At 63.8% G+C, this 19,962-nt stretch carries 20 protein-coding genes and 1 pseudogene; 8 read left to right on the top strand and 13 right to left on the bottom strand.

Annotated features, from left to right (window positions below):
- Positions 1-41: 41 nt before the first annotated feature.
- Entirely contained in the window at positions 42-995 is a 954-nt protein-coding gene (locus CEQ44_RS11705; protein ID WP_088184335.1) for an L-threonylcarbamoyladenylate synthase, read from the top strand.
- Positions 996-1,289: 294 nt separating this feature from the next.
- Here the strand turns inward: CEQ44_RS11705 and CEQ44_RS11700 are convergent, their stop codons facing one another.
- From CEQ44_RS11700 to CEQ44_RS11670, 7 genes are all read right to left on the bottom strand, one after another.
- On the bottom strand, positions 1,290-1,553 hold the full coding sequence (locus CEQ44_RS11700) for a hypothetical protein (RefSeq protein WP_088184334.1): 264 nt from the start codon (positions 1,551-1,553) through the stop codon (positions 1,290-1,292).
- Positions 1,554-1,651: 98 nt separating this feature from the next.
- Positions 1,652-2,185: a peptide-methionine (S)-S-oxide reductase MsrA gene (gene msrA, locus CEQ44_RS11695; protein ID WP_088184384.1), complete on the bottom strand. Its 534-nt coding sequence runs from the start codon at positions 2,183-2,185 to the stop codon at positions 1,652-1,654.
- A 41-nt stretch (positions 2,186-2,226) separates the two neighbouring features.
- Entirely contained in the window at positions 2,227-3,933 is a 1,707-nt protein-coding gene (locus CEQ44_RS11690) for a long-chain fatty acid--CoA ligase (RefSeq protein WP_088184333.1), read from the bottom strand.
- Between the two features lie 136 nt (positions 3,934-4,069).
- Positions 4,070-4,753 (bottom strand): DUF1013 domain-containing protein, encoded by a 684-nt coding sequence (locus CEQ44_RS11685; protein WP_088184332.1) that lies wholly within the window; start codon positions 4,751-4,753, stop codon positions 4,070-4,072.
- A 114-nt stretch (positions 4,754-4,867) separates the two neighbouring features.
- A complete protein-coding gene (locus CEQ44_RS11680; RefSeq protein ID WP_088184331.1) occupies positions 4,868-5,896 on the bottom strand; it encodes a glycosyltransferase family 1 protein in 1,029 nt (342 codons plus the stop codon).
- 144 nt (positions 5,897-6,040) lie between these two features.
- A complete protein-coding gene (locus CEQ44_RS11675) occupies positions 6,041-6,913 on the bottom strand; it encodes a UDP-2,3-diacylglucosamine diphosphatase (RefSeq protein ID WP_088184383.1) in 873 nt (290 codons plus the stop codon).
- Positions 6,914-7,147: 234 nt separating this feature from the next.
- Positions 7,148-8,152: an NAD(P)H-quinone oxidoreductase gene (locus tag CEQ44_RS11670; RefSeq protein WP_088184330.1), complete on the bottom strand. Its 1,005-nt coding sequence runs from the start codon at positions 8,150-8,152 to the stop codon at positions 7,148-7,150.
- 103 nt (positions 8,153-8,255) lie between these two features.
- Here CEQ44_RS11670 and CEQ44_RS11665 point away from each other — a divergent pair, with 103 nt between their 5' ends.
- The 4 genes and pseudogenes from CEQ44_RS11665 to CEQ44_RS25070 all read left to right on the top strand — a co-directional run bounded on the left by CEQ44_RS11665 (position 8,256) and on the right by CEQ44_RS25070 (position 11,792).
- Positions 8,256-8,453: a DUF1192 domain-containing protein gene (locus CEQ44_RS11665; protein ID WP_088184382.1), complete on the top strand. Its 198-nt coding sequence runs from the start codon at positions 8,256-8,258 to the stop codon at positions 8,451-8,453.
- Between the two features lie 153 nt (positions 8,454-8,606).
- Positions 8,607-10,937 (top strand): ATP-dependent Clp protease ATP-binding subunit ClpA, encoded by a 2,331-nt coding sequence (gene clpA / locus CEQ44_RS11660; protein WP_088184329.1) that lies wholly within the window; start codon positions 8,607-8,609, stop codon positions 10,935-10,937.
- A gap of 193 nt (positions 10,938-11,130) precedes the next feature.
- A pseudogene (locus tag CEQ44_RS25075) lies at positions 11,131-11,421 on the top strand (esterase/lipase family protein); the annotation flags it as partial.
- A 2-nt stretch (positions 11,422-11,423) separates the two neighbouring features.
- Positions 11,424-11,792, top strand: a complete 369-nt coding sequence (locus CEQ44_RS25070) for a hypothetical protein (protein ID WP_254913827.1) — start codon at positions 11,424-11,426, stop codon at positions 11,790-11,792.
- Positions 11,793-11,840: 48 nt separating this feature from the next.
- Here the strand turns inward: CEQ44_RS25070 and CEQ44_RS11650 are convergent, their stop codons facing one another.
- The gene (locus tag CEQ44_RS11650; RefSeq protein WP_088184328.1) at positions 11,841-12,203 is read right to left on the bottom strand and encodes a UrcA family protein; all 363 of its coding nucleotides are present in this window, start codon (positions 12,201-12,203) and stop codon (positions 11,841-11,843) included.
- Between the two features lie 389 nt (positions 12,204-12,592).
- Between CEQ44_RS11650 and CEQ44_RS11645 the strand changes: the two genes are divergently transcribed.
- Positions 12,593-13,222, top strand: coding sequence for a glutathione S-transferase family protein (locus CEQ44_RS11645; protein ID WP_088184327.1), 630 nt, complete (start codon positions 12,593-12,595; stop codon positions 13,220-13,222).
- A 157-nt stretch (positions 13,223-13,379) separates the two neighbouring features.
- Here CEQ44_RS11645 and CEQ44_RS11640 read toward each other — a convergent pair whose 3' ends face one another.
- Entirely contained in the window at positions 13,380-14,114 is a 735-nt protein-coding gene (locus CEQ44_RS11640) for a Bax inhibitor-1/YccA family protein (RefSeq protein ID WP_088184381.1), read from the bottom strand.
- A gap of 123 nt (positions 14,115-14,237) precedes the next feature.
- On the opposite strand from CEQ44_RS11640, the gene thpR reads away from it, so the two are divergent.
- A complete protein-coding gene (gene thpR / locus CEQ44_RS11635; protein WP_088184380.1) occupies positions 14,238-14,795 on the top strand; it encodes an RNA 2',3'-cyclic phosphodiesterase in 558 nt (185 codons plus the stop codon).
- Positions 14,796-14,946: 151 nt separating this feature from the next.
- Here thpR and CEQ44_RS11630 read toward each other — a convergent pair whose 3' ends face one another.
- A complete protein-coding gene (locus CEQ44_RS11630; protein ID WP_088184326.1) occupies positions 14,947-15,483 on the bottom strand; it encodes a superoxide dismutase family protein in 537 nt (178 codons plus the stop codon).
- Between CEQ44_RS11630 and CEQ44_RS24405 the strand changes: the two genes are divergently transcribed.
- Positions 15,482-15,658, top strand: coding sequence for a hypothetical protein (locus CEQ44_RS24405; protein ID WP_176400326.1), 177 nt, complete (start codon positions 15,482-15,484; stop codon positions 15,656-15,658). The genes CEQ44_RS11630 and CEQ44_RS24405 overlap by 2 nt on opposite strands.
- Positions 15,659-15,956: 298 nt before the next feature.
- On the opposite strand, the gene CEQ44_RS11625 is transcribed toward CEQ44_RS24405, so the two are convergent.
- The 3 genes from CEQ44_RS11625 to CEQ44_RS11615 form a co-directional block, all read right to left on the bottom strand.
- Complete coding sequence (locus CEQ44_RS11625; RefSeq protein WP_088184325.1) at positions 15,957-17,027, bottom strand: OmpA family protein; 1,071 nt, start codon at positions 17,025-17,027, stop codon at positions 15,957-15,959.
- Between the two features lie 202 nt (positions 17,028-17,229).
- Positions 17,230-17,727, bottom strand: a complete 498-nt coding sequence (locus CEQ44_RS11620) for a DUF2793 domain-containing protein (RefSeq protein WP_088184324.1) — start codon at positions 17,725-17,727, stop codon at positions 17,230-17,232.
- Positions 17,728-17,759: 32 nt separating this feature from the next.
- Positions 17,760-19,955, bottom strand: a complete 2,196-nt coding sequence (locus tag CEQ44_RS11615) for a phage tail protein (RefSeq protein ID WP_088184323.1) — start codon at positions 19,953-19,955, stop codon at positions 17,760-17,762.
- Positions 19,956-19,962 lie beyond the last annotated feature (7 nt).

The raw sequence follows: 19,962 nt of genomic DNA, 5'->3' as shown, positions 1-19,962 counted from the left end.
GCCTTTTACTTGGCTGGGCCGGGGTCTATATCGCGGGGGTCGTGACTATCGCTCATCCATCATTTTCGACGAAATCCTGCCGCTATGGCACCGAAGCCCTGCGCGAGGCGGCGTTGCTGATCCGCGCGGGGGAGCCGGTGGCGGTGCCGACCGAGACGGTCTATGGCCTGGCGGCCGACGCCACCGACAGCAATGCCGTCGCCGCGATCTACAGCGCCAAGGGACGGCCCAGTTTCAACCCGCTGATCGTCCATGTCGCCGACCGCGCCATGGCGGAGCGGCTGGCCGATTTCTCGGCCGTCGCGGGTGTATTGGCGGACCGCTTCTGGCCCGGTCCGCTGACATTGGTGCTGCCGGTGCGCAGCGACAGCGGCCTGTCGCCGCTGGTGACGGCGGGCCTGCCAACCGTTGCGTTGCGCCTGCCCGCCCATCCGGCGATGCGCGCGCTGATCCGGGAAAGCGGTTGTCCCCTCGCCGCGCCGTCGGCCAATCGCAGCGGATCGATCAGCCCGACCAGCGCCGAACATGTGCTGGCGAGCCTCGGCGGCAAGATCCGCATGATATTGGACGAAGGGCCGACCAGCGAGGGGCTGGAATCCACTATCGCGGCACCGGAGGCGGATGGCGTCCGCCTGCTGCGCCCCGGCCCCGTCACCACCGCCATGCTGGAGGAAGCGACCGGACTGCCGGTGATCGTCGCCGACGACGGAAAGATCGAGGCGCCCGGCCAGCTCGAAAGCCATTATGCGCCGTCAAAGCCGGTGCGACTGAATGCGATGCGGGCGGAAAAGGACGAATATCTGATCGGCTTCGGGCTAATGCCCTGCCATATCAACCTCAGTCAGGAGGCGGACATGCGCGAGGCGGCAGCCCATCTGTTCGCCGCCCTACACGTCGCCGACGCCAGTGCCGCCGCCCGCATCGCCGTAGCGCCGATACCGATCGAGGGCATTGGCGCCGCGATCAACGACCGGCTGCGGCGGGCTGCGGCGTGAGGGGGCGTGGTTGGCGAGTCGGGGAGCGGACGGACTGCATGACCGGTACGCGGCTGCTCCATTACAGTCACCCCAGCGAAGGCTGGGGTCTCGTGCAGAGGTAAGCAACGGTTGACCGTAGCACTTACCCAAGTGGATCGCGTCGCCCCCTGAGACCCCAGCCTTCGCTGGGGTGACGGGATTTTTCTGTTGCTCCTCAAGTGACGTTCGCGCGAAGCGGAATGGCATGAAACCGTGCAAAAGAGACATCTGCCCACGCCCCGTCAAACGACGACCATCCGCCTCACACCCGCCTCATCCGCAATTATCATAGCCCGCGTCGCGGCATTGCTCGCGCCGCTCCTTGTCTGCCTTCTTGCGCGCCTTGCCCTCGCGCGCTTCCTGCTCGCGCATCTTGCGGCCGTAATTGCGGTCGGACTCGCTCTGGCTGGTGGTCGACCAGTCCACGATCTGCGATCCGGCGCGCACCGGGGCGGTCACGACGCTCGCCACCGTGCGCACGCAGCCCGGCAGCGCCAACAGCAATAACGGCGTCGCCAGCAATATGTATTTCTTCATCGTTCATCCCCGACCTGTGCGTTCGCGCCTCCCTACCATGGGCGACATGAACCGCCCACTAAGGACGGCGCGAAACGCGACGGGCCGTGGCGACAGGCTCAGCCCTCGATCCGGGCAGCGAAACCCTTGCGCAGTTTGGCGAGCTTGGGCGGGATCACCGCCATGCAATAGGGGTTCCGGTCGCCGACCCGATCCCAATATTTCTGGTGATAATCCTCGGCCGGATACCAGGGCGCATCCGGTTCGATCGTCGTGACGATCGGATCGGCCTGGTCCGCCTGCGCGCGCTCGATGCCCGCGCGCGCCTCCGCCTCCTGTTCGGCCGAATGGGGGAAGATGGCCGACCGATATTGGGTGCCGACATCATTGCCCTGCCGGTTCAGCGTCGTCGGATTGTGGGTGGCGAAAAAGATATCCAGCAGGTCGGCATAGCTGATGACCGCCGGATCATAGGTGATGCGGATCGCTTCGGCATGGCCGGTCGCGCCCGAACAGACCTGCTCATAGGTCGGATCGGGCTGCGCCCCGCCGATATAGCCGCTTTCCACGCCCTCGACGCCCTTGAGATTCTGATAGACAGCCTCGGTGCACCAGAAGCAGCCACCGGCCAGCGTCGCGATTTCCTGCGCCATGTTCATTCCTTATCTCTGTTTGACCACACAGATAGGAAGGATCAGGCCGCGGTTCCAGCCTCCACCCGCGCCGCTTCGGCCTTGGCCCGCTCTTCAGCCACCAGTTCCTTGCGCGACAGCTTGCCGACCAGCGTCTTGGGCAGGTTCAGCCGCACCTCGACCTCGCATACCCGCTCATGCTTGCCCAGTTGCGGATTGAGCCAGTCCTTGAGCGCCGCCCCGTCAATCTCGGCGCCTTCGTTCAGGGTCACGAACGCTTTGGGCTGCTCCCCGCGATAATGATCGGGTATCCCGATCACCAGCGCCTCCTTGACGGCGGGATGGTGGTAGAGCACCGATTCAATCTGGCTGGGAAATACTTTGAAGCCGCCGACCGCGATCATGTCCTTCAACCGGTCGACGATTTTCACATAGCCGTCCTCGTCGATCAGGCCCACATCGCCGGTGCGGACAAATTCGCCGATGAACACTTCAGCGTCGGCGTCCGGCCGGTTCCAATAGCCCTTCATGATTTGCGGCCCGGCAAAGAGCAGTTCGCCCGGTTCGCCTTCGGGCGGCGGGCGGGTCGGGTCTTCGCGATCGACCAGTTTGATTCGCGTTCCCGGCACCGGTTGCCCCACCGTCCCGCTCTTGTTCAGTCCCTCATAGGGGTTGGAGCAGACGATCGGGCTGGTTTCGGTCAGCCCATAGCCTTCGATCAGCTTCGCACCGGTCGCCGCCTCGAACTTCTGCTTGAGTTCCAGCGCTAGCGGCGCGCCGCCCGAAATGCAGGCGCGCAGCGAGGAGAAATCGATGTTGCGGATGGCTGGATGGTCCAGCAGCGCCTGAAACATGGTCGGCACGCCGGGCAGCGACGTGGCCTTCACCCGCTGCACCGCCGCCAGCACCTGCGCCGCGTCGAAACGCGGCAGCATCACCATCTCGCCGCCATTCATCACCGTGCGGTTGAGCGTGCAGGTGTTGGCGAAGACGTGGAAGAAGGGCAGCACCGCGATGATCCGGTCCGCCTCGTTCGCGTGCGGATCGATCGCCTGCGCCTGCCGCGCATTGGCGGTCAGATTCTGGTGGGTCAGCATCGCGCCCTTGGGTGTGCCTGTGGTCCCGCCGGTATATTGCAACAGCGCGACGTCATTGACCGGGTCGATCGCCGGCACGCAGCAGCCACCGGCATTGGCGACCAGCCGGTCGTAGCGGATGACCCGCGGATCGTCCGGCAAGGGCGTGGACTCGCTGGCCTTGAACCAGCGGAACAGCAGCGATTTGACCGGCGGCAGCATCTCGGCAACCGACCCGACGATCAGCGTTTCCAGCGCGCTATGGTCCAGCACCTGCAGTGCGGTGGGCAGCAGCGCCTTGGCCGACAGGGTGAACAAAATCTTCGTGCCGCTATCGGCGACCTGATGTTCCAGTTCTGCCGCGGTGTAGAGGGGTGAGAAATTGACGACGATCGCGCCGGCCATCAGCGCGCCATAATAGGCCGCGACATAATGGGGAGTGTTGGGCAGATAGAGGCCGACCCGGTCCCCCTTTTGCACGCCCATCTTCTGCAGGCCGCAGGCGATCCGCCGGATCTGCTCCAGCATCGCGCCATAGCTGAAATGTCGCCCCATGAAGTCGATCATCGGCGCGTCGGGATGGGCGGTCGCGCTGTTTATGACCATCTCGCCCATCGACATCGGGGGGAATGTCTGGTCCCAGACGGTCGGGTGCTGATAGCGTTCTCGCCAGATTTTTTCTATGCTCTCCATGCCCGAAGTGTATGGGCACGGCCCGCTTTACGCAAGCGTCAAGCACAGCAAAAAGGGCCGCGCAGCATCCGCTGCGCGACCCTCAAAAATGCTGCGTCGCAGCGACTTAGTCCAAGCCGCCGATGACGCTACGGCATCACACCTCGCCCTTGTTGTTGCTGAACGGATCGAGGATCGTGGCGGTCGCAGAAATCAGGTCCGTCTCGGCCTTGAGAGCCTCCTCGGCGCGCCGCACGGTCTCCTGACGCTCACGCCGCAGCTCCTCGATCAGCGCCTCGCGGTCGCCATCCAGGCGCGAATCGGTCGGTGCCTCGATGCCCAGCTTCTTGGCCGTCTTGGCGACCAGCGCGTCCAGTTCCCGCTGCGAACACAGGCCCAGCGTCACCGGGTCCTTGGGGGTGATGTTGGAGATGTTCCAGTGAGTCCGGTCGCGGATCGCGGCGATGGTGGTGCGCGTGGTGCCGATCAGCTTGCCGATCGCGCCATCCGAAACTTCAGGATGATTGCGCAAGATCCAGGCGATGCCGTCCGGCTTGTCCTGGCGCTTGCTGACTGGCGTGTAGCGCGGTCCCTTGGTGCGGCGGACCGGCTCCGGGCCTTTCAGCATCTTGAGGCGATAGTCGGGATTGCTCTCGCCCTTGTGGATTTCTTCCATCGTGATTTCATGGGCGCGCACGGGATCGCGGCCGGTATATTTGATGCTGGCGGTGTCATCCGCGATCGCCTGCACTTCCAATATGTGGAGCCCGCAAAATTCCGCGATCTGGTCAAAGCTCAGAGCGCTATTGTCGACCAGCCAACTAGCGGTCGCGTGGGGCATGAGAGGCTGGGACACGGGGTCTTCTCCGGCGTAAAAACGATAAGGGCCGCCCAAGCAGGGCGGCCACGACGGAGAGGAGATAGTCCATGACGGCAGCCTGGGCAAGGAAAAGCGTCAGGCAGCGCTTTCGATCAGCATGGCCGGAATGGCGTGCAGCCCCGCCAGGAACTCGCGCGCGCTGCGCTCCCAGCTAAAGCTGCGCCCGTAAGCGGCGCAGGCGGCGCGGTCGCATGGCAGGGCGGCGGCGATCGCCTGCCCCAGATCGTCCGATAGCGCCCCGCAATCCGCCGTCACGATATCGACCGGCCCCGTGACCGGATAGGCAGCGACCGGCGTGCCGCAGGCCAGCGCCTCGATCATCACCAGCCCGAACGTATCGGTGCGGCTGGGAAAGACGAACACATCCGCCCCGGCATAGGCGCCCGCCAGTTCAGCGCCGAACATCGGCCCCATGAAGCGCGCCTGCGGATAAGCGCGCGCCAACGCCGCACGCGCCGGCCCGTCGCCCACCACGACCTTCGTGCCGGGATGATCCGTGGCCAGAAACGCCTCCAGATTCTTTTCCACCGCGATCCGGCCAACATAGAGCATGATCGGGCGCGGCAGGTCTGCGAACAGGGCAGGTGGCGGCGCATCGGGGGCGAAGGCGGCCAGATCGACCCCCCGCCCCCATGGCCGCACATTGGGCACGCCATGAGCGCGCAGTTGCTCGCGCACTGACCGGGTCGATACCAGCACCGCCTGCGCCGGCCCATGGAACCAGCGGATATAGCGCCAGAACCAGGCCGCGGGCAGCCCGGTGCGCTGCGCGACATAGTCAGGGAAATGGGTGTGATAGGCGGTAGTGAACGGCACCGCGCTGCGCAGGCACCAGCGCCGCGCCGCCAGGCATAGCGTCCCTTCGGTCGCCAGATGCACCGCATCGGGCTGGAACGCGGCGATCGCCTGCCCCACAACGGCAGGCCGCACCAGCGCCAGCCGGATTTCAGGATAGGTCGGGCAAGGAATGGAGCCATAAAGATCGGGCGAAATCACCTCGACCACATGCCCCATCTGTTCCAGTTCTGCGCGGATCGTCTGCAGCGTGCGCACCACGCCATTGACCTGCGGACTCCAGGCGTCGGTGACGATCGCTATGCGCATGGCCTGATGCTCCGTAATGGCAGGCGTCGTCGCCCCCACCTCCGTTCGCTTCGAGCGCAGTCGAGAAGCGCAAAGCACGCCATATGTTTCTCGACTACGCTCGAAACGAACGGATATTGTGTCAAGATCACTTACCAAACCGCCTCAAGCCGCCATCCGCGCCCGAACATCCTGTTCGCCCTGCGCGCGCTTGGCGATTTCGTCGGCCCAGTGCAGCACTTCCATCCGCCCGTCCTCATGCTCGACCAGCGCGGTGCAGCCTTCCACCCAGTCGCCGTCGTTATAATATTCGATGCCGGCAATCTCGCGCATCTCGGCATTGTGGATGTGGCCGCACACCACGCCATCGACACCCCGCGCACCGGCCTCATGCGCCACCACTTCCTCGAAGCGGGAGATGAAGGACACGGCGTTCTTGACCTTGTGCTTGGCCATTTTGCTGAGCGACCAATAGGGCAGCCCCATCTTCTGGCGCACGGCATTGACCACGACGTTCAATCGCATCAGCGTGGTGTAGGCTGCGTCGCCGACGAAGGCCAACCAGCGGTGCGCCAGCATGATCGTGTCGAACTCGTCGCCATGCAGCACCAGCAGCTTGCGCCCGTCGGCGGTCGTATGGATCGCCTTGCGCCGGATTTCGACACCGCCAAAGCTCATGCCGGTGAACTGCCTAAACATCTCGTCATGATTGCCAGGGATATAGACGACGCGCGTGCCGCGCTTGGCCCGCTTCATCAGCCGCCAAACCACGTCATTATGGCTGGCTGGCCAATAGAAGCGCTTTTTCAGACGCCATCCGTCGATGATGTCGCCCACCAGATAGAGGGTGTCGCTATCCACATTGTCGAGGAAATCGATCAGCATCGCGGCATTGCAACCGCGCGTGCCCAGATGAATGTCCGAAATCCAGATACTGCGATAGCGGCGTCGTTTGCCTTCCCGCTCAGGGATATGAAAACGGTCGTCCGCGCCCTCTTCCAGCTCGCTCAGGAAGGGCAGCCGCGTAATGGCGTTCATGATACGATCCCCAAAGATCATTGTCCTTGGGAGCGAATCCTTAAGCGCGCAATGTTACAGTTCCGAAGAGAATATGACGGAAATGCTACGGTTTTTCAGAGTTAGAGTGAGCGTTTGATCTCGCCCATCTCTGTCAATGCCCACTCTGCTGCGACTAGCCTCGCCTGCGGCTCGGCAAGTCTCGCTCCCCCTCCCGCCTGCAGGAGGGGGTTGGGGGTGGGCTGGCGCTCCTCCTCAAACCACCAGCACGATCTTCCCGAAATGCTCGCCGGCATCCATCCGCGCATGCGCCTTGGACGCATCCGCCAGCGCGAACTTCTGATCCATCGCCGGGCGCAATTTCCCCTCGTCCACGAACGACCAGACCGTCCGCATCAGCTCGTCCGCGACCAGGCTCTTGAACCCCACCGATCGCGCCCGCAGCGTCGATCCGGTAATCGTCAGCCGCTTACTCATGATCGCCGGGATAAAAATCTCCGCCTTCGCCCCGCCCAGCACCGCGATCGACACATGCCGCCCATCCTCGGCCAGACATTCCAGATTGCGCGGCACATAGTCGCCGCCGACCATGTCGAGCACGGCCTGCACCCCAGCGCCGTTGGTGATACGCTTCACTTCGGCGACATAATCCTTAGTCTTGTAATTGATCGCCTCATCCGCGCCCCACGCCTTGGCCTGTGCGCACTTCTCGTCAGACCCGCAGGTTACGATCACGCGCACGTCGAACAGGTTGCACAACCGGATCGCCATCGTCCCGATGCCGCTGGTCCCGCCATGGACCAGCACCGTGTCGCCGCCCACCGCATAGGCCCGCTCGAACAAATTGGTCCACACTGTAAACAGGGTCTCAGGCAGCGCCGCCGCTTCGACCAGATCATACTCGTCCGGCAACGGCAGGCATTGCCCCGCCGGCGCCACTGCATATTCGGCGTAACCCCCGCCCGCTAACAGCGCACACACCTTCTGCCCGATCAAAGAATCCACGCCGCTCCCGGCCGCTACGATGGTCCCGGCCACCTCCAGCCCCGGAATGTCCGAAACCCCCGGCGGCGGCGGATATTTGCCCTGCCGTTGCAACACATCAGGCCGATTGACGCCCGCAGCGGCCACGCGGATCAACACCTCGCCGTCGCCCGGCACCGGGACCGGCCGCCGCTCCGGCACCAGCGCGTCCGGCCCGCCCGGCGTGGGAATTGCGATCACCGTCATTTCGCGCGCTATTGCGTCCACATCCGCCATCTCACTGCCCCCGGTGATTAACCATGTTGCGCCGCACCAAAAATCGACGGACGGAACCGACGCCCTTATTGACAGAGTGGCCCGCAGGGTCAACATTGGCGTCATGGACTTGGATGACGATCTGCCGAACAAGGGAGATGATCCGCTGGCCCGCCTGTTGAGGCAGGATCTGGGGCCCTTGTCCGTTGCCGAACTGGACGCCCGCATCCGCGCTCTGGAAACGGAAATCGCGCGCACCAGAACGATAAAAGACAACGCCGTTAACCATAAGGCAAGTGCCGAGGCGTTATTCAGGCGATGAACCCGCGCCTTGCCCCCTGCGCCCTTAAGGGCTCTATCGGGCTTGGGCAGTCAGGCAATTCCGCTGGTCTAGGCCATGGCCTTGATCCCGCGTCGAGCAATGCCGACATATGGTTCGATACCGCCCCTCTTTGGGGCCAGGAGTAGAACAGACATGCCTTCTTTCGCACCCGCTCTGGAAACCACCCTGCACAACGCTCTGACCCATGCGTCGGAGCGCAAGCATGAATATGCCACGCTGGAGCATCTGCTTCTGGCACTGATTGATGACGAACATGCGTCAAAGGTGATGCAGGCGTGCGGCGTGGAAATCGGCGAGCTGGGCGACGCCGTCACGCAATATCTCGACACCGAACTCGACAGCCTGAAGGTTGAGGGGTCCAGCGATCCTTCCCCCACCAGCGGTTTCCAGCGCGTGGTCCAGCGCGCCATCCTCCATGTCCAGTCGTCCGGCAAGGATGAGGTGACGGGCGCCAACGTGCTCGTCGCGCTCTTCTCCGAACGCGAATCCTATGCCGTCTATTTTCTGCAACAGCAGGATATGAGCCGTCTCGATGCCGTGAGCTTCATCAGCCACGGCGTCGGCAAGGGCACGCCCACGCCCGAGCGTCAGGAGACCAAGGGCGCTTCCGAGGAGGAAAAGAAGGTGCAGGACGGCAAGGCCAAGAAGGACAGCGCCCTCGAACAGTTCACCGTCAACCTCAACGAGAAAGCGGGTCGGGGCAAGGTCGATCCGCTGATCGGTCGCACGGCGGAGGTGGATCGTACGATCCAGATTCTGTGCCGCCGCTCCAAGAACAACCCGCTCTATGTCGGCGATCCGGGCGTGGGCAAGACCGCGATCGCGGAAGGGCTGGCGCGCAAGATCGTCGAGGGCGAAGTCCCCGACGTGCTCAAGGAAGCGGTCATCTACTCGCTCGACATGGGCGCGCTGCTGGCCGGCACCCGTTATCGCGGCGATTTCGAAGAGCGGTTGAAGGCCGTTGTCACCGAACTGGAAAAGATGCCGCACGCGGTCCTCTTCATCGATGAAATCCACACCGTCATCGGTGCTGGCGCGACCAGCGGCGGCGCGATGGATGCATCCAATCTGTTGAAGCCCGCTTTGTCCGGCGGCACGATCCGCTGCATCGGATCGACCACGTACAAGGAATTTCGCAACCATTTCGAAAAGGACCGCGCGTTGCTGCGCCGGTTCCAGAAGATCGACGTCAACGAACCCACGATCGAGGACACGATCAAGATCCTCGCCGGCCTGCGTACCGCGTTCGAGGAGCATCACCACGTCAAATATACGCCGGACGCGATCAAGGCGGCGGTGGAATTGTCGGCGCGCTACATCAACGACCGCAAGCTGCCTGACAAGGCGATCGACGTGATCGACGAAGTCGGCGCGATGCAGATGCTCGTCGTCCCGTCCAAGCGCAAGAAGACGATCACCCCAAAGGAGATCGAGCAGGTCATCGCGACCATGGCCCGCATCCCGCCCAAGACGGTGTCATCCGACGACAAGACTGTGCTGAGTTCGCTGACCACGGACTTGAAGCGCGTCGTCTTCGGCCAGGACAAGGCGATCGAGGTGCTATCCAGCGCGATCAAGCTGTCGCGTGCGGGCCTGCGCGATCCCGACAAGCCGATCGGCAACTATCTCTTTTCCGGCCCCACCGGCGTCGGCAAGACGGAGGTGGCGCGTCAGCTTGCCTCGATCATGGGCATTCCGCTCCAGCGCTTCGACATGTCGGAATATATGGAACGCCATTCGGTCAGCCGCCTGATCGGCGCTCCTCCGGGCTATGTCGGCTATGACCAGGGCGGCCTGCTGACCGATGCGGTCGATCAGCAACCGCACAGCGTGCTGCTGCTGGACGAGATCGAAAAGGCGCATCCCGACCTCTTCAACATCCTGCTACAGGTGATGGATAATGGCCGCCTTACCGATCATCACGGCAAGACCGTCGATTTCCGCAACACCATCCTCATCATGACCACCAACGCCGGTGCGTCGGACATGGCGAAGGAAAGCATCGGTTTTGGCGAGTTCACGCGGGAGGATGTGCAGGAGGATGCGGTGAAGAAGCTCTTCACCCCCGAATTCCGCAACCGCCTCGATGCGATCGTGCCGTTCGACTATCTGCCGACTGAAGTGGTGGCCCGCGTCATCGACAAGTTCGTGCTGCAACTCGAACTGCAACTGGCCGACCGCGATGTCCACATCACGCTGGATCAGGAGGCCAAGGATTGGCTGACCAAGAAGGGCTATGACAAGCTGTATGGCGCGCGCCCGATGGGCCGCCTGATGCAAGAAAAGATCAAGCAGCCGCTGGCCGAGGAACTCCTCTTCGGCAAGCTGGTCCATGGCGGTGAGGTCCATGTCCATATGAAGGAAACCGACGGGGTCGGGGCGCTGGCCTTCGAAATCACCCCGGCGGCCCCGAAAAAGGGCAAGAAGGGTGGCAAGACCAAGGCTGCCGAAGGCACGAAATAGGCGCTTTGCCGGAAAATACGCAAAGGGCGGCCCGCAAAGGCCGCCCTTTCTTTATGAACACCCTTCTCCCCTCGGGGGGCAGGATACGCAGCCTCGACAGCTTGCTGGCTAGGCGCGGCTGGATGACGGGGAACACCGCTCACCGCACCGCGCTCCAGCTTTCGCCGGCACACTAGAAAATGAAGCCAACCCCATGACTACCCAGTGGACCGAATCCATCATCCTCCTCCACGGATTCGGCGGCCACCCGCTCCAGACCGCCCTGCTCGCCCGCCGCTTGCGCACCGCGGGCTTTGACGTCGCAAACATAGGCTATCCTAGCTGGCGCTGGCCGATCGACCGCGTGTTAGACCATCTGCATCAGCGGATCACCGCAGCCCCTGCCTACAACGCCCAGCGCCTCCATTGCGTCGGCCACTCGATGGGCGGGCTTCTGCTGCGCGCCTATCTCGCCGCCATCGCCCCGCCCATCTCGGCCGCGTCGTCATGCTCGGTACACCCAACGGCGGCAGCGAACTGGCCGACCTGCTCTACCGCCTGCGCCTCGACCGCCCTATCCTCAACCACGCCGGCCCGCTCCTGCGCACCCGACGCAACGCCGCAACGCAGATACTGCTTGGCGCCATCGACCATCCCATCGGTATCATCGCCGGCAACCGCCCGGCGATTGGCGCTGTCTCAAACCTCGTCTTTCGCGCCCCCAATGATGGCAAGGTTAGCGTCGCCGCCACATACCTGCCTGGCCAAACCGATCATCTCGTTCTACCCGTTGCCCACACCGCAATGATATACGCCCGCCTTGTCGTCGATCAGGTCGCGCATTTCCTAAAAGATGGCGGTTTCCGCCGCATGTAGAAAAGGCGGCATCGCTGCCGCCCTTTCCGTATCGGTCGGTGAAATCGGTCAGCGCTTGATCGTCACCGCCGCAACCTTGGCCGGATCGCCAGCATAACGCTCGTTCCGGGCTTTAGCGACGGCGAGTTCGATCTGCGGCATCGTGGAGGCAAAGGCATCGCGCGTACAGCGCCGCTGGTCCATCGTTGCATAGAGGTCACGCCCCACGGTCCGACCGCAAATGGCGCGAACCGCCCCGCGGATGCGCTGGTCGAGCAGCGTCCTGCCATGTGCGGATGTCAGGTCCAGTCCGGCGATATTAACGTCATGGCGGACCTCGATCCGCTCGCCCGTCCCGGCGAAGGCGACGGCCCCGGTCATTGAAGACAGAAGAGCGGCCAGAATGATAGCTTTCTTGCCAATATTATACATGAATAAAACTCCTGCGGTTGCACTTATATGACGAGTATAATTCAAGCATATTATGCTTTTTATTATTCTCTTCTTGCTACCCAGAGCTTCATTTCACGATTATTGCGTCTTATACGTTACGATCTCAATATATTAAAAATGGCATTTGCAATTTCGTCGAAAAATCAAAGATATCGTCCCTTACCGATAGAACCCTCGATCTCTATTAATATGCGCGTCCGTTTGCCCCGCATCGCCGCTCGAACTGCCGAAGCATCGTTCGTCCTCAGCTCGCTCGGCCCTTGCTTGGAACGCACGGACAGAGGCATAGCATCGCTGATCGTGAAAGAGGGTGGCTTCAGCGCTCCGGCTGCGCCACCTTCGCCACCTCGATTTAAGGAGAGAAGCCCATGCCCTCTAACCTCACCCTCTACACCAACCCCATGTCGCGCGGGCAGATCGCCCGCTGGATGCTGGAGGAGGTCGGCACCCCCTATGAGACGGTCGTTCTCGATTACGCCACTGGCATGAAAACACCCGACTATCTGGCCATCAATCCCATGGGCAAGGTGCCCGCCATCGTCCATGAAGGCCGGGTCGTGACCGAATGCCCCGCCATCTGCGCCTATCTGGCGGACGCCTTTCCGTCCGCCAACCTCGCCCCAGCGCTCGACCAGCGCCATGCCTATTATCGCTGGCTCTTCTTCGCCGCCGGCCCGGTCGAGGCCGCCGTGACCAACAAGGCGATGGGCTTCATCCTGCCGGAAGGTCGGGAACGCACGGCTGGCTATGGCACGTTCGAAGACACGATCGCTGCGCTCGAAACGGCCGTCGCAGGTGACGCGTGGATCTGCGGCGACCAGTTCACCGCCGCCGACGTCTATGTCGGCTCGCAAATAGATTGGGGCCTCAGCTTCCAGTCGATTCCCAGCCTTCCCGCCTTCGAAACCTATGCGGCGCGCCTGCGCGACCGCCCCGCCTATAAGCGGCAGAAAGAATTAGACGGTGCACTCATCGCTGCGATGCAGAAACAGGACTGAGCCACTCCTCCGTTCGCTTCGAGCGCAGTCGTAAAAGCGGCAGTTGCTTCCCATGCCTTGCTCAACTGCGCTCGAAATGAACGGACCTTGTCTCACATACAAAAAGGCCCGGCGGATCACTCCGCCGGGCCTTCCCTTAATCCTCAAACCGCTGCGATCAGCGACGATCGCCAAACAGGCGCAGCAGGAACATGAACATGTTGATGAAGTCGAGATAGAGGTTCAGCGCTCCCATCACCACCGACTTGCCCATCATGTCCGTGCCCGCGACCTGGGCATAGATGCTCTTGATCTTCTGCGTGTCATAGGCGGTCAGGCCCGCGAACAGCAGCACGCCGACGCCGCTGATGACCAGGCTCATCGCGTTGGACTTCATGAAGATGTTGATCAGGCTCGCCACCAGCAGGCCGACAACGCCCATGATCAGGAAGGTGCCGAAACCCGACAGATCCTTCTTGGTGGTGTAGCCCCACAGGCTGAGACCTGCAAAGGCCGCCGCGGTCGCGAAGAAGGTCTGCGCGATCGACGTGCCGGTATAGGCCAGGAAGATGTAGGACAGCGACACGCCCATCACCGCCGCATAGGCCCAAAATAGCCCCTGCGCCGCCACAGTGGACAGGCGATTGATGCCAAAGCTCAGCACCATGACGAAGAGGAGCGGCGCGAACATCACAATATATTTCAGGATGCCGGGGCCGGTGAACACCGAAGCCGCCATCCCGCTCGATGCGAACAGCAGCGCGACGACGCCCGTCAGCAGCACGCCGCTCGCCATATAATTATAGACCGACAGCATATAGCTGCGCAGCCCGGCGTCGAACGCCGCACCGCGCGCGGCGGTGGCGCCGCCAAAGCCTGCAATATCGGAACGGGGGTCGGACCAGTTGGCCATGAAAATCGTCTCCTTCACCGGCATGTCTTGCCGGTATATCTATTATCGGCGCATCGACCGCATGATTCAAGCCAAACCGGCAATATCGGTGACGTATCGCATCGATCGCCCTATATCCGGCCCATGCACCGCCTGTTCGCCGCCGTCCGTCCGCCCGCCGATCAGCGCGCATATCTCCTGTCGCTCATGGATGGCGTCCAGGGCGCGCGCTGGCAAACCGACGATCAACTGCACCTCACACTGCGCTTCATCGGAGAAGTCGATCGCCATCGCGCCAATGACATCGCCCACGCCCTGGCCAAAATCCGCTTCACCCCGTTGGACGTGCAACTGTCGGGCGTCGGCGCGTTCGACCGCAGGGGCGTGATCGATACGCTCTGGGCCGGCGTGAAACCGCGCGATCCGCTGGCGGCCCTGCATCGCAAAATCGACCGTGCCTGCGTTTCCGTTGGCATGCCGCCGGAAAGCCGGGCCTATCTGCCCCATGTCACCCTTGCCCGTTTCGGCCGAACGGGGGGGCTGGTCGATTCCTTTCTATCGCGCCATGCCCCTCTGGCCGGCGCGCCGTTCCGAGTCGATCGCTTCACCCTGTTCGAAAGTCGGCTGGGTCAGCACGGCGCGATTTATCACGCCATCGCCGATTATGATGCCGATGGCGCGGTGCGACCCTTGCTGGAGTGACGACTCCCCATTGCAAAAGCGCTCCGAACCCACGGGAACGGAGCGCCTGTAACGAGAGCGAGGACATGCAAGCGAAGCGGGGGCGCGCCACACCCATAAGGCGCGCTACACCCTAAGCTATGAGCAGCGTGACCTGTCGCTTGAATAACGGTCAACCCGCAGCCAATACCCCACATGCCACGCGCCCACCGGCATTGCCGGCCGGATCGCTGACATTGTCGTCGGCCTGGGCGTGAACCACCACCGCCGCGCCATCGGTGTCGAGCAGCGGCGTCGCGCCATCACTGATCCCGGCGTTGGCGATATGATATTCGATTGCGCCCGTGCCATCCGACCCAACCGTCATATTGGGCATGTCGCCCATATGCATGCCGGCAGGATTGTCCTTGCCATGTTTGCGCGCAGTCGGATTCCAATGGCCGCCGGCGCTGGTGAAGTCGGGCGCGGCGCACTGGCCGGTCGTGTGGACATGCACGGCATGGATGCCGGGGGTCAGCCCCATCGCCTTGACCACGACATGCAAGCCGTCGGCCGCCTGGGTCACGGTCACCGTTCCGCGCGCCGATCCATCGGCGGCCGCCAGCTTGGCGGACGCGGTCGGCGCGGCGCTCGGCGTGGCCGATGTGGTGGCGCAGGCAGCCGCGGCCATGACGATCGGCAAGGCGGTGAGAATCGGAAGAATTTTCATGGATAGCTCCCAGGAAAGGGCAAGATACAACGCTAACGCCACTGGAGCCTTTTTGTTGCTCATCCGCACCGATTTGTCATTGCTTTTTGATAAGTCTTCGCAAGAAGCCCGCGAGATATTGGCGTTTGGGTTCTTGCTACGCCCGGATTGCCTGCTGCATATCGGCAGCGCATGATGCCGATATGGCAGATCGTCAACACCGCGAGCCGCGTGATGCCGATTATAGAGTGGGAGGAAGCGTGTGGGCCGCGTTGAGAAGTAGCGCCGGGGGGGCAATCATCCGAGGTTTGGCCGCACCATGCGTGAAGCGACAGGCTAGCCAAACCCTTCGGTGATCTTGTCGTCACTTTGGCGACTGAACGACGGCCCATGGCTCAGGTCGCCTCTGCCTCCCAACCCGCCAGGCAAAGAAAAAGGGGCTGGTCCTGCGACCAGCCCCCATTCTGTTTCCATTCCGGGGAATGGAGATCGGCTTACATGCCCGAACCCGGACCGTAGCTGATTTCCACGCGACGGTTCTGGACTTCGCGAACGCCGTCCGCGGTGTCGACACGCGGCTTCGATTCACCGAAGGCCTGGGTGGTGATGACACCATCAGGGATACCCTTCGAGGCCAGATAGGCCTTGGTCGAGTCAGCGCGGCGCTGCGAGAGGCCGACGTTGTAGGAAGCGGCACCCGAACGGTCAGCGTGACCGGCCAGCATGACCTGAGCGCTACCGCAGCTGCTGTAGGCCGAAACCGCGTTGTCCAGGATGGTGGCGGCATCAGGCGTGATGTCCGACTTGTCCCATTCGAAGAACACGATGTACGGGCCAGGGTTGCATTCGGCAACCGGCGGCGGCGGGGGCGGAGGAGGCGGAGGAGGCGGCGGGGGCGGCGGCGGGGGCGGCGGCGGAGCAGCCGGTTCGCCACCGAAGTTGTAGGTCAGACCGAGCAGCAGGCTGTGCGTACGCAGCTTGGTGTCGGCGGTCGAACCCGCAACGCCAAAGGCGGTCGTGTAAGCCGGGATCAGCTTGATATCGTCCTGGTTGAAGAAGCGATATTTCAGCGAGACATCGACATTGCTGGTGACCGGGTAGCGAACGCCAGCGATCGCCTGCCAGGCGAAGCCAGTGTCGCTGTCGTTCACGATGTCCGAAGCCAGCTTGCCGCGCGACACGCCGACGCCGCCGCCGACGAAGCCCTGCAGGCCATCATCGGGACCGAAGTCGAGCAGGCCGTTCAGCATGAACGACAGAGCCGAGGCCGCGCCGCCGAAGCCGGTCTTGTCGAGGTCGATCTTGGCGCGCTTGTAGGCCGCTTCGGCCTCCAGGCGGAAGCCGCCGAAATCATAGCCGATGTTGGCGTCGAAATCATAACCCTTATGGTAGTCGATCGAGGGAACGACCGAGCCGCCGGCAGGGACAGCAGAGAAGGTGAGATCCTGGTCTTCGACGAGCAGGACGCCGGCGTCGACGCCGACATACCAGCTATTGTCACGCGCCATGGCCGGAGTGGCCAGTACGGTGGTGGCGAGCGCGGCCGCGAGGGCTAGCTTCCGCATATAAAAATTCCCCTTTCAAGAGTGTCACGAAGGACTGCTGAAACCCTGTATTCGCAAGAAGGTTTCATGGCAAGTCCACAATTAGTGAAACCGTTGCAAAAATAACGCACTAACCCGGCTTTCATAGCTTTATCAGGCTAATGTGGAGGAATTCTAGACTAACGACGCACGCCTGCAACAAGAAATGCACAGGCCCGTAATATTAGCTGGCAATCAGCCCATGCCCGCGCAAGGCTGCCAGAACGTCGGCGAGCGTAGAGCGGGCTTCCACGTCAATCACGCTCCCCCCACTCGGCGTCGCGATAGCCGCCCTGCGCATTCCCACCACTCGCTGCTCGTCCAGATAGACGCCGTCGCTGCGGATCACATCGGCCCGCCATATTGTCCCATCGTAGAAAAGGGCATGATTGCGGTCGGCCACGACAACCCTTAACCCCGTGCGCGCCGCGATAAATCGCCATCCCCCCGCAGTCCACAGCGCCACCGCGTCCACCTGCCCCGTCCACGCGCCCGATGCGCCGGCAGCCACGATCCAGCATTGCCCCTCCGTCGGCGCGCCCGGCGGGGCGCTCAGATCGGCGCTCTCCACGCGCCCGTGCAACAAGGCGTCGACCAGCATCAACGCTTCGTTGTGAAAGATTTCCTTCTGCGCCTGTCCTGCAAACAGCAGCGGCAGCGCCCAACGCGGCGTTTCGTCCATATCTCGTCCTCCTCGTTTCGTTCCTGATGCCGTCAGGCGGTGAACGCGATCCGCGCAGCGCGCCCCAGCGCCAACGTCCCCAACTGACGCACTTCCGCAACCAATGGCTGGCCTGCGGTCCCGTCCGCTGCAATCATCGCCGCCGGATAGACCCAATCCGGCGCGCCACTGTCTGCGCTGCGCACCACGCGCGCGCCATCCAGCACCGTGATGCGATAGCGCTCCGCCTCCTCGCCCAAAGGCGCGTCCCCGCCATTGCTCCACCGCCACCCCGCCCGGCTGCGCCGGACCCAGCCGAACGCCTGCCCGCCATCCAACGCCCGCGCCCTCAAGTGGACCGGCGACGGCGGCATCAGCGCCTCGCCACTGATCGTCATCGTCGCGTCCACCGGCTCGACATCGCCCAGCCCGACCGCCGCCAGCCGCAGCGTCGCACCGACCTCGCCCACCGTGCCCAGCGCCGCCAGCGGCTGGACCAGCCGCTCCTCCTCGATCAGCAGGAACGGCTCGCCCGCCCCATGCCCGTCCATCGCCCATTCAGTGCCGCGCACCCCCCGGCGCAGCCCGCCCAGCCGATAGCTGGCCGGACCGGTCCGCACCGCCGTCTCGAACTGCACCAGCTCGCGCCCCACCAGGCACAGGTTCCGCCCCTGCGCAAACCCCGCCTCGTCCGCCCCGCCCAGGTCCATGTCCGCCGCCAGCAATGTCACCAGCACATCATGCCGCCGATCGATCAATGTCGCGCTCCCGCTCGGCAGCGCAGCAGCGGTAACCCCCATCACCGCCCGCGGCGCGGCGCGCCCGATGGGCGCCGCCTCCCCGCTCTCGCTCATCACGAACAACGCCGCGCTGCGCCAGCCTTCGCCCCCGCTCGCCGCCGCAACCAGCAACGGCGCGCTCGCCGCCCCGTCCTGGATCTGCGGCAGGTCCGCCAGCATCAGCGTCGTCGCGCCATGCGGCGCATCCAGCTGCCGCACGATCGCGCCCGAAGACGCCCCAGCCGGCAGCGCCCCGCCCGCGCCCGGCACGCGGCGCAGCGCCAGCCGCACCGCCATCGCCTCCCATTCCCGTTCTTCGATCCGCCACAGCCCCGGCGCATCCGCCACCGTCACCACCGCGCCGGGGTTCAGCGCCAGCGCCCGCCAGTCGCACCGCAGCGCCATCGTCGCCCGCCCGGTCCAGCCCGCGCCCAGTCGTTCCGCTGCGATTGCCCGCGCCGAGTCTGGCGCCATCACCGCGGGCAGTTCGATCCCCTGCTCCTGCCGCCCCGGCCCCGGCCGCGTGACCCGCTGCACCCCGGCCTGATAATCGCGCGCGGCATCATAATGACGCAGGCTCAGCGCCACCGGCACGTCGTCGGCCGCCGCGCCGGATCGTTCGACCGGATCGATCGCCTGTCCGTTCACCCGCCGCGCCAGCCAATCCGCGCCAATCGTCCCGGCCGCAGCGCCCAAGGCCGTCAATCGCAATCCCTCCACCCCGGATCGCAACCCCAGCCCATGCGCCTCGACCAAAGGCGCGATCGCCGCCCGCACATCCGCCCCACTCCCCGCAAAACCATCCACCACGGCCAAACCGTCGCCATCCAGCCGTCCCCCGCTCAACATCGCCGCCACCGCGCCGATCGACACCGGCCCGGCATCCGCCTCCACCTCGAACGTCAGCGACGGGATGCGATTGCCATAATCGGCCAGCGCCAGATCCTCGAACACCACATAGGCGATCCCCCGATGCGCCGGGGTCAGCCCCGCACCCTCCGCCGCCGCGATCAGCGGATCGACCGCCTGGTCCTCGCCGCCTAGATGGACGCGAAAGCCCGACACCTCCGTCTTGAAATCCCCCGCCGTCCCGCGCAGCAGATTGCCGTCTGCCCAGATCCGCCGCACCTGCCCGATCGCCCGCGCCGACAGTGCCACCGCGAAACTCGCCGAATAGGCATAGCTGGTCACGCTCGGCCGTCCCTTGCCGCCGCCGCTCTTGCTTTTCGTCTCCTTCAGGTCCGTGGCCCAGATCACCGTCCCCGCCACCCGCATCGTCCCGAACAGCCTGGGAACTTGCGTGCCATAGCTCGACGTCTGCACTTGCAGGTCGGCCAATCGCGCACCCTCGCGTCCCTTCGGCTTGAACAAGACCTGATTGTCGATGACATTGCCGATCACCGCGCCGATCGCAGCGCCGATCGGCCCGCCCAGCACGGTCCCCACCGCCGTCAGCACCACCGTCGCCATAAGTTTC

The sequence above is a fragment of the Sphingobium sp. Z007 genome (assembly GCF_900013425.1).
Taxonomy (GTDB): Bacteria; Pseudomonadota; Alphaproteobacteria; order Sphingomonadales; family Sphingomonadaceae; genus Sphingobium.
The sequence above is the reverse complement of the archived record's forward strand: the minus strand, read 5'-3'. Positions and strand labels throughout refer to the sequence as shown.

What these genes read in the sequence shown, in the direction of transcription:
- CEQ44_RS11700 (WP_088184334.1), bottom strand. Translation starts at nt 1,553, where the DNA reads ATGAAGAAATACATATTGCTGGCGACGCCGTTATTGCTGTTGGCGCTG.
- msrA (WP_088184384.1), bottom strand. Translation starts at nt 2,185, where the DNA reads ATGGCGCAGGAAATCGCGACGCTGGCCGGTGGCTGCTTCTGGTGCACC.
- CEQ44_RS11690 (WP_088184333.1), bottom strand. Translation starts at nt 3,933, where the DNA reads ATGGAGAGCATAGAAAAAATCTGGCGAGAACGCTATCAGCACCCGACC.
- CEQ44_RS11685 (WP_088184332.1), bottom strand. Translation starts at nt 4,753, where the DNA reads ATGCCCCACGCGACCGCTAGTTGGCTGGTCGACAATAGCGCTCTGAGC.
- CEQ44_RS11680 (WP_088184331.1), bottom strand. Translation starts at nt 5,896, where the DNA reads ATGCGCATAGCGATCGTCACCGACGCCTGGAGTCCGCAGGTCAATGGC.
- CEQ44_RS11675 (WP_088184383.1), bottom strand. Translation starts at nt 6,913, where the DNA reads ATGAACGCCATTACGCGGCTGCCCTTCCTGAGCGAGCTGGAAGAGGGC.
- CEQ44_RS11670 (WP_088184330.1), bottom strand. Translation starts at nt 8,152, where the DNA reads ATGGCGGATGTGGACGCAATAGCGCGCGAAATGACGGTGATCGCAATT.
- CEQ44_RS11665 (WP_088184382.1), top strand. Translation starts at nt 8,256, where the DNA reads ATGGACTTGGATGACGATCTGCCGAACAAGGGAGATGATCCGCTGGCC.
- clpA (WP_088184329.1), top strand. Translation starts at nt 8,607, where the DNA reads ATGCCTTCTTTCGCACCCGCTCTGGAAACCACCCTGCACAACGCTCTG.
- CEQ44_RS25070 (WP_254913827.1), top strand. Translation starts at nt 11,424, where the DNA reads ATGCTCGGTACACCCAACGGCGGCAGCGAACTGGCCGACCTGCTCTAC.
- CEQ44_RS11650 (WP_088184328.1), bottom strand. Translation starts at nt 12,203, where the DNA reads ATGTATAATATTGGCAAGAAAGCTATCATTCTGGCCGCTCTTCTGTCT.
- CEQ44_RS11645 (WP_088184327.1), top strand. Translation starts at nt 12,593, where the DNA reads ATGCCCTCTAACCTCACCCTCTACACCAACCCCATGTCGCGCGGGCAG.
- CEQ44_RS11640 (WP_088184381.1), bottom strand. Translation starts at nt 14,114, where the DNA reads ATGGCCAACTGGTCCGACCCCCGTTCCGATATTGCAGGCTTTGGCGGC.
- thpR (WP_088184380.1), top strand. Translation starts at nt 14,238, where the DNA reads ATGCACCGCCTGTTCGCCGCCGTCCGTCCGCCCGCCGATCAGCGCGCA.
- CEQ44_RS24405 (WP_176400326.1), top strand. Translation starts at nt 15,482, where the DNA reads ATGGATAGCTCCCAGGAAAGGGCAAGATACAACGCTAACGCCACTGGA.
- CEQ44_RS11630 (WP_088184326.1), bottom strand. Translation starts at nt 15,483, where the DNA reads ATGAAAATTCTTCCGATTCTCACCGCCTTGCCGATCGTCATGGCCGCG.
- CEQ44_RS11625 (WP_088184325.1), bottom strand. Translation starts at nt 17,027, where the DNA reads ATGCGGAAGCTAGCCCTCGCGGCCGCGCTCGCCACCACCGTACTGGCC.
- CEQ44_RS11620 (WP_088184324.1), bottom strand. Translation starts at nt 17,727, where the DNA reads ATGGACGAAACGCCGCGTTGGGCGCTGCCGCTGCTGTTTGCAGGACAG.
- CEQ44_RS11615 (WP_088184323.1), bottom strand. Translation starts at nt 19,955, where the DNA reads ATGGCGACGGTGGTGCTGACGGCGGTGGGGACCGTGCTGGGCGGGCCG.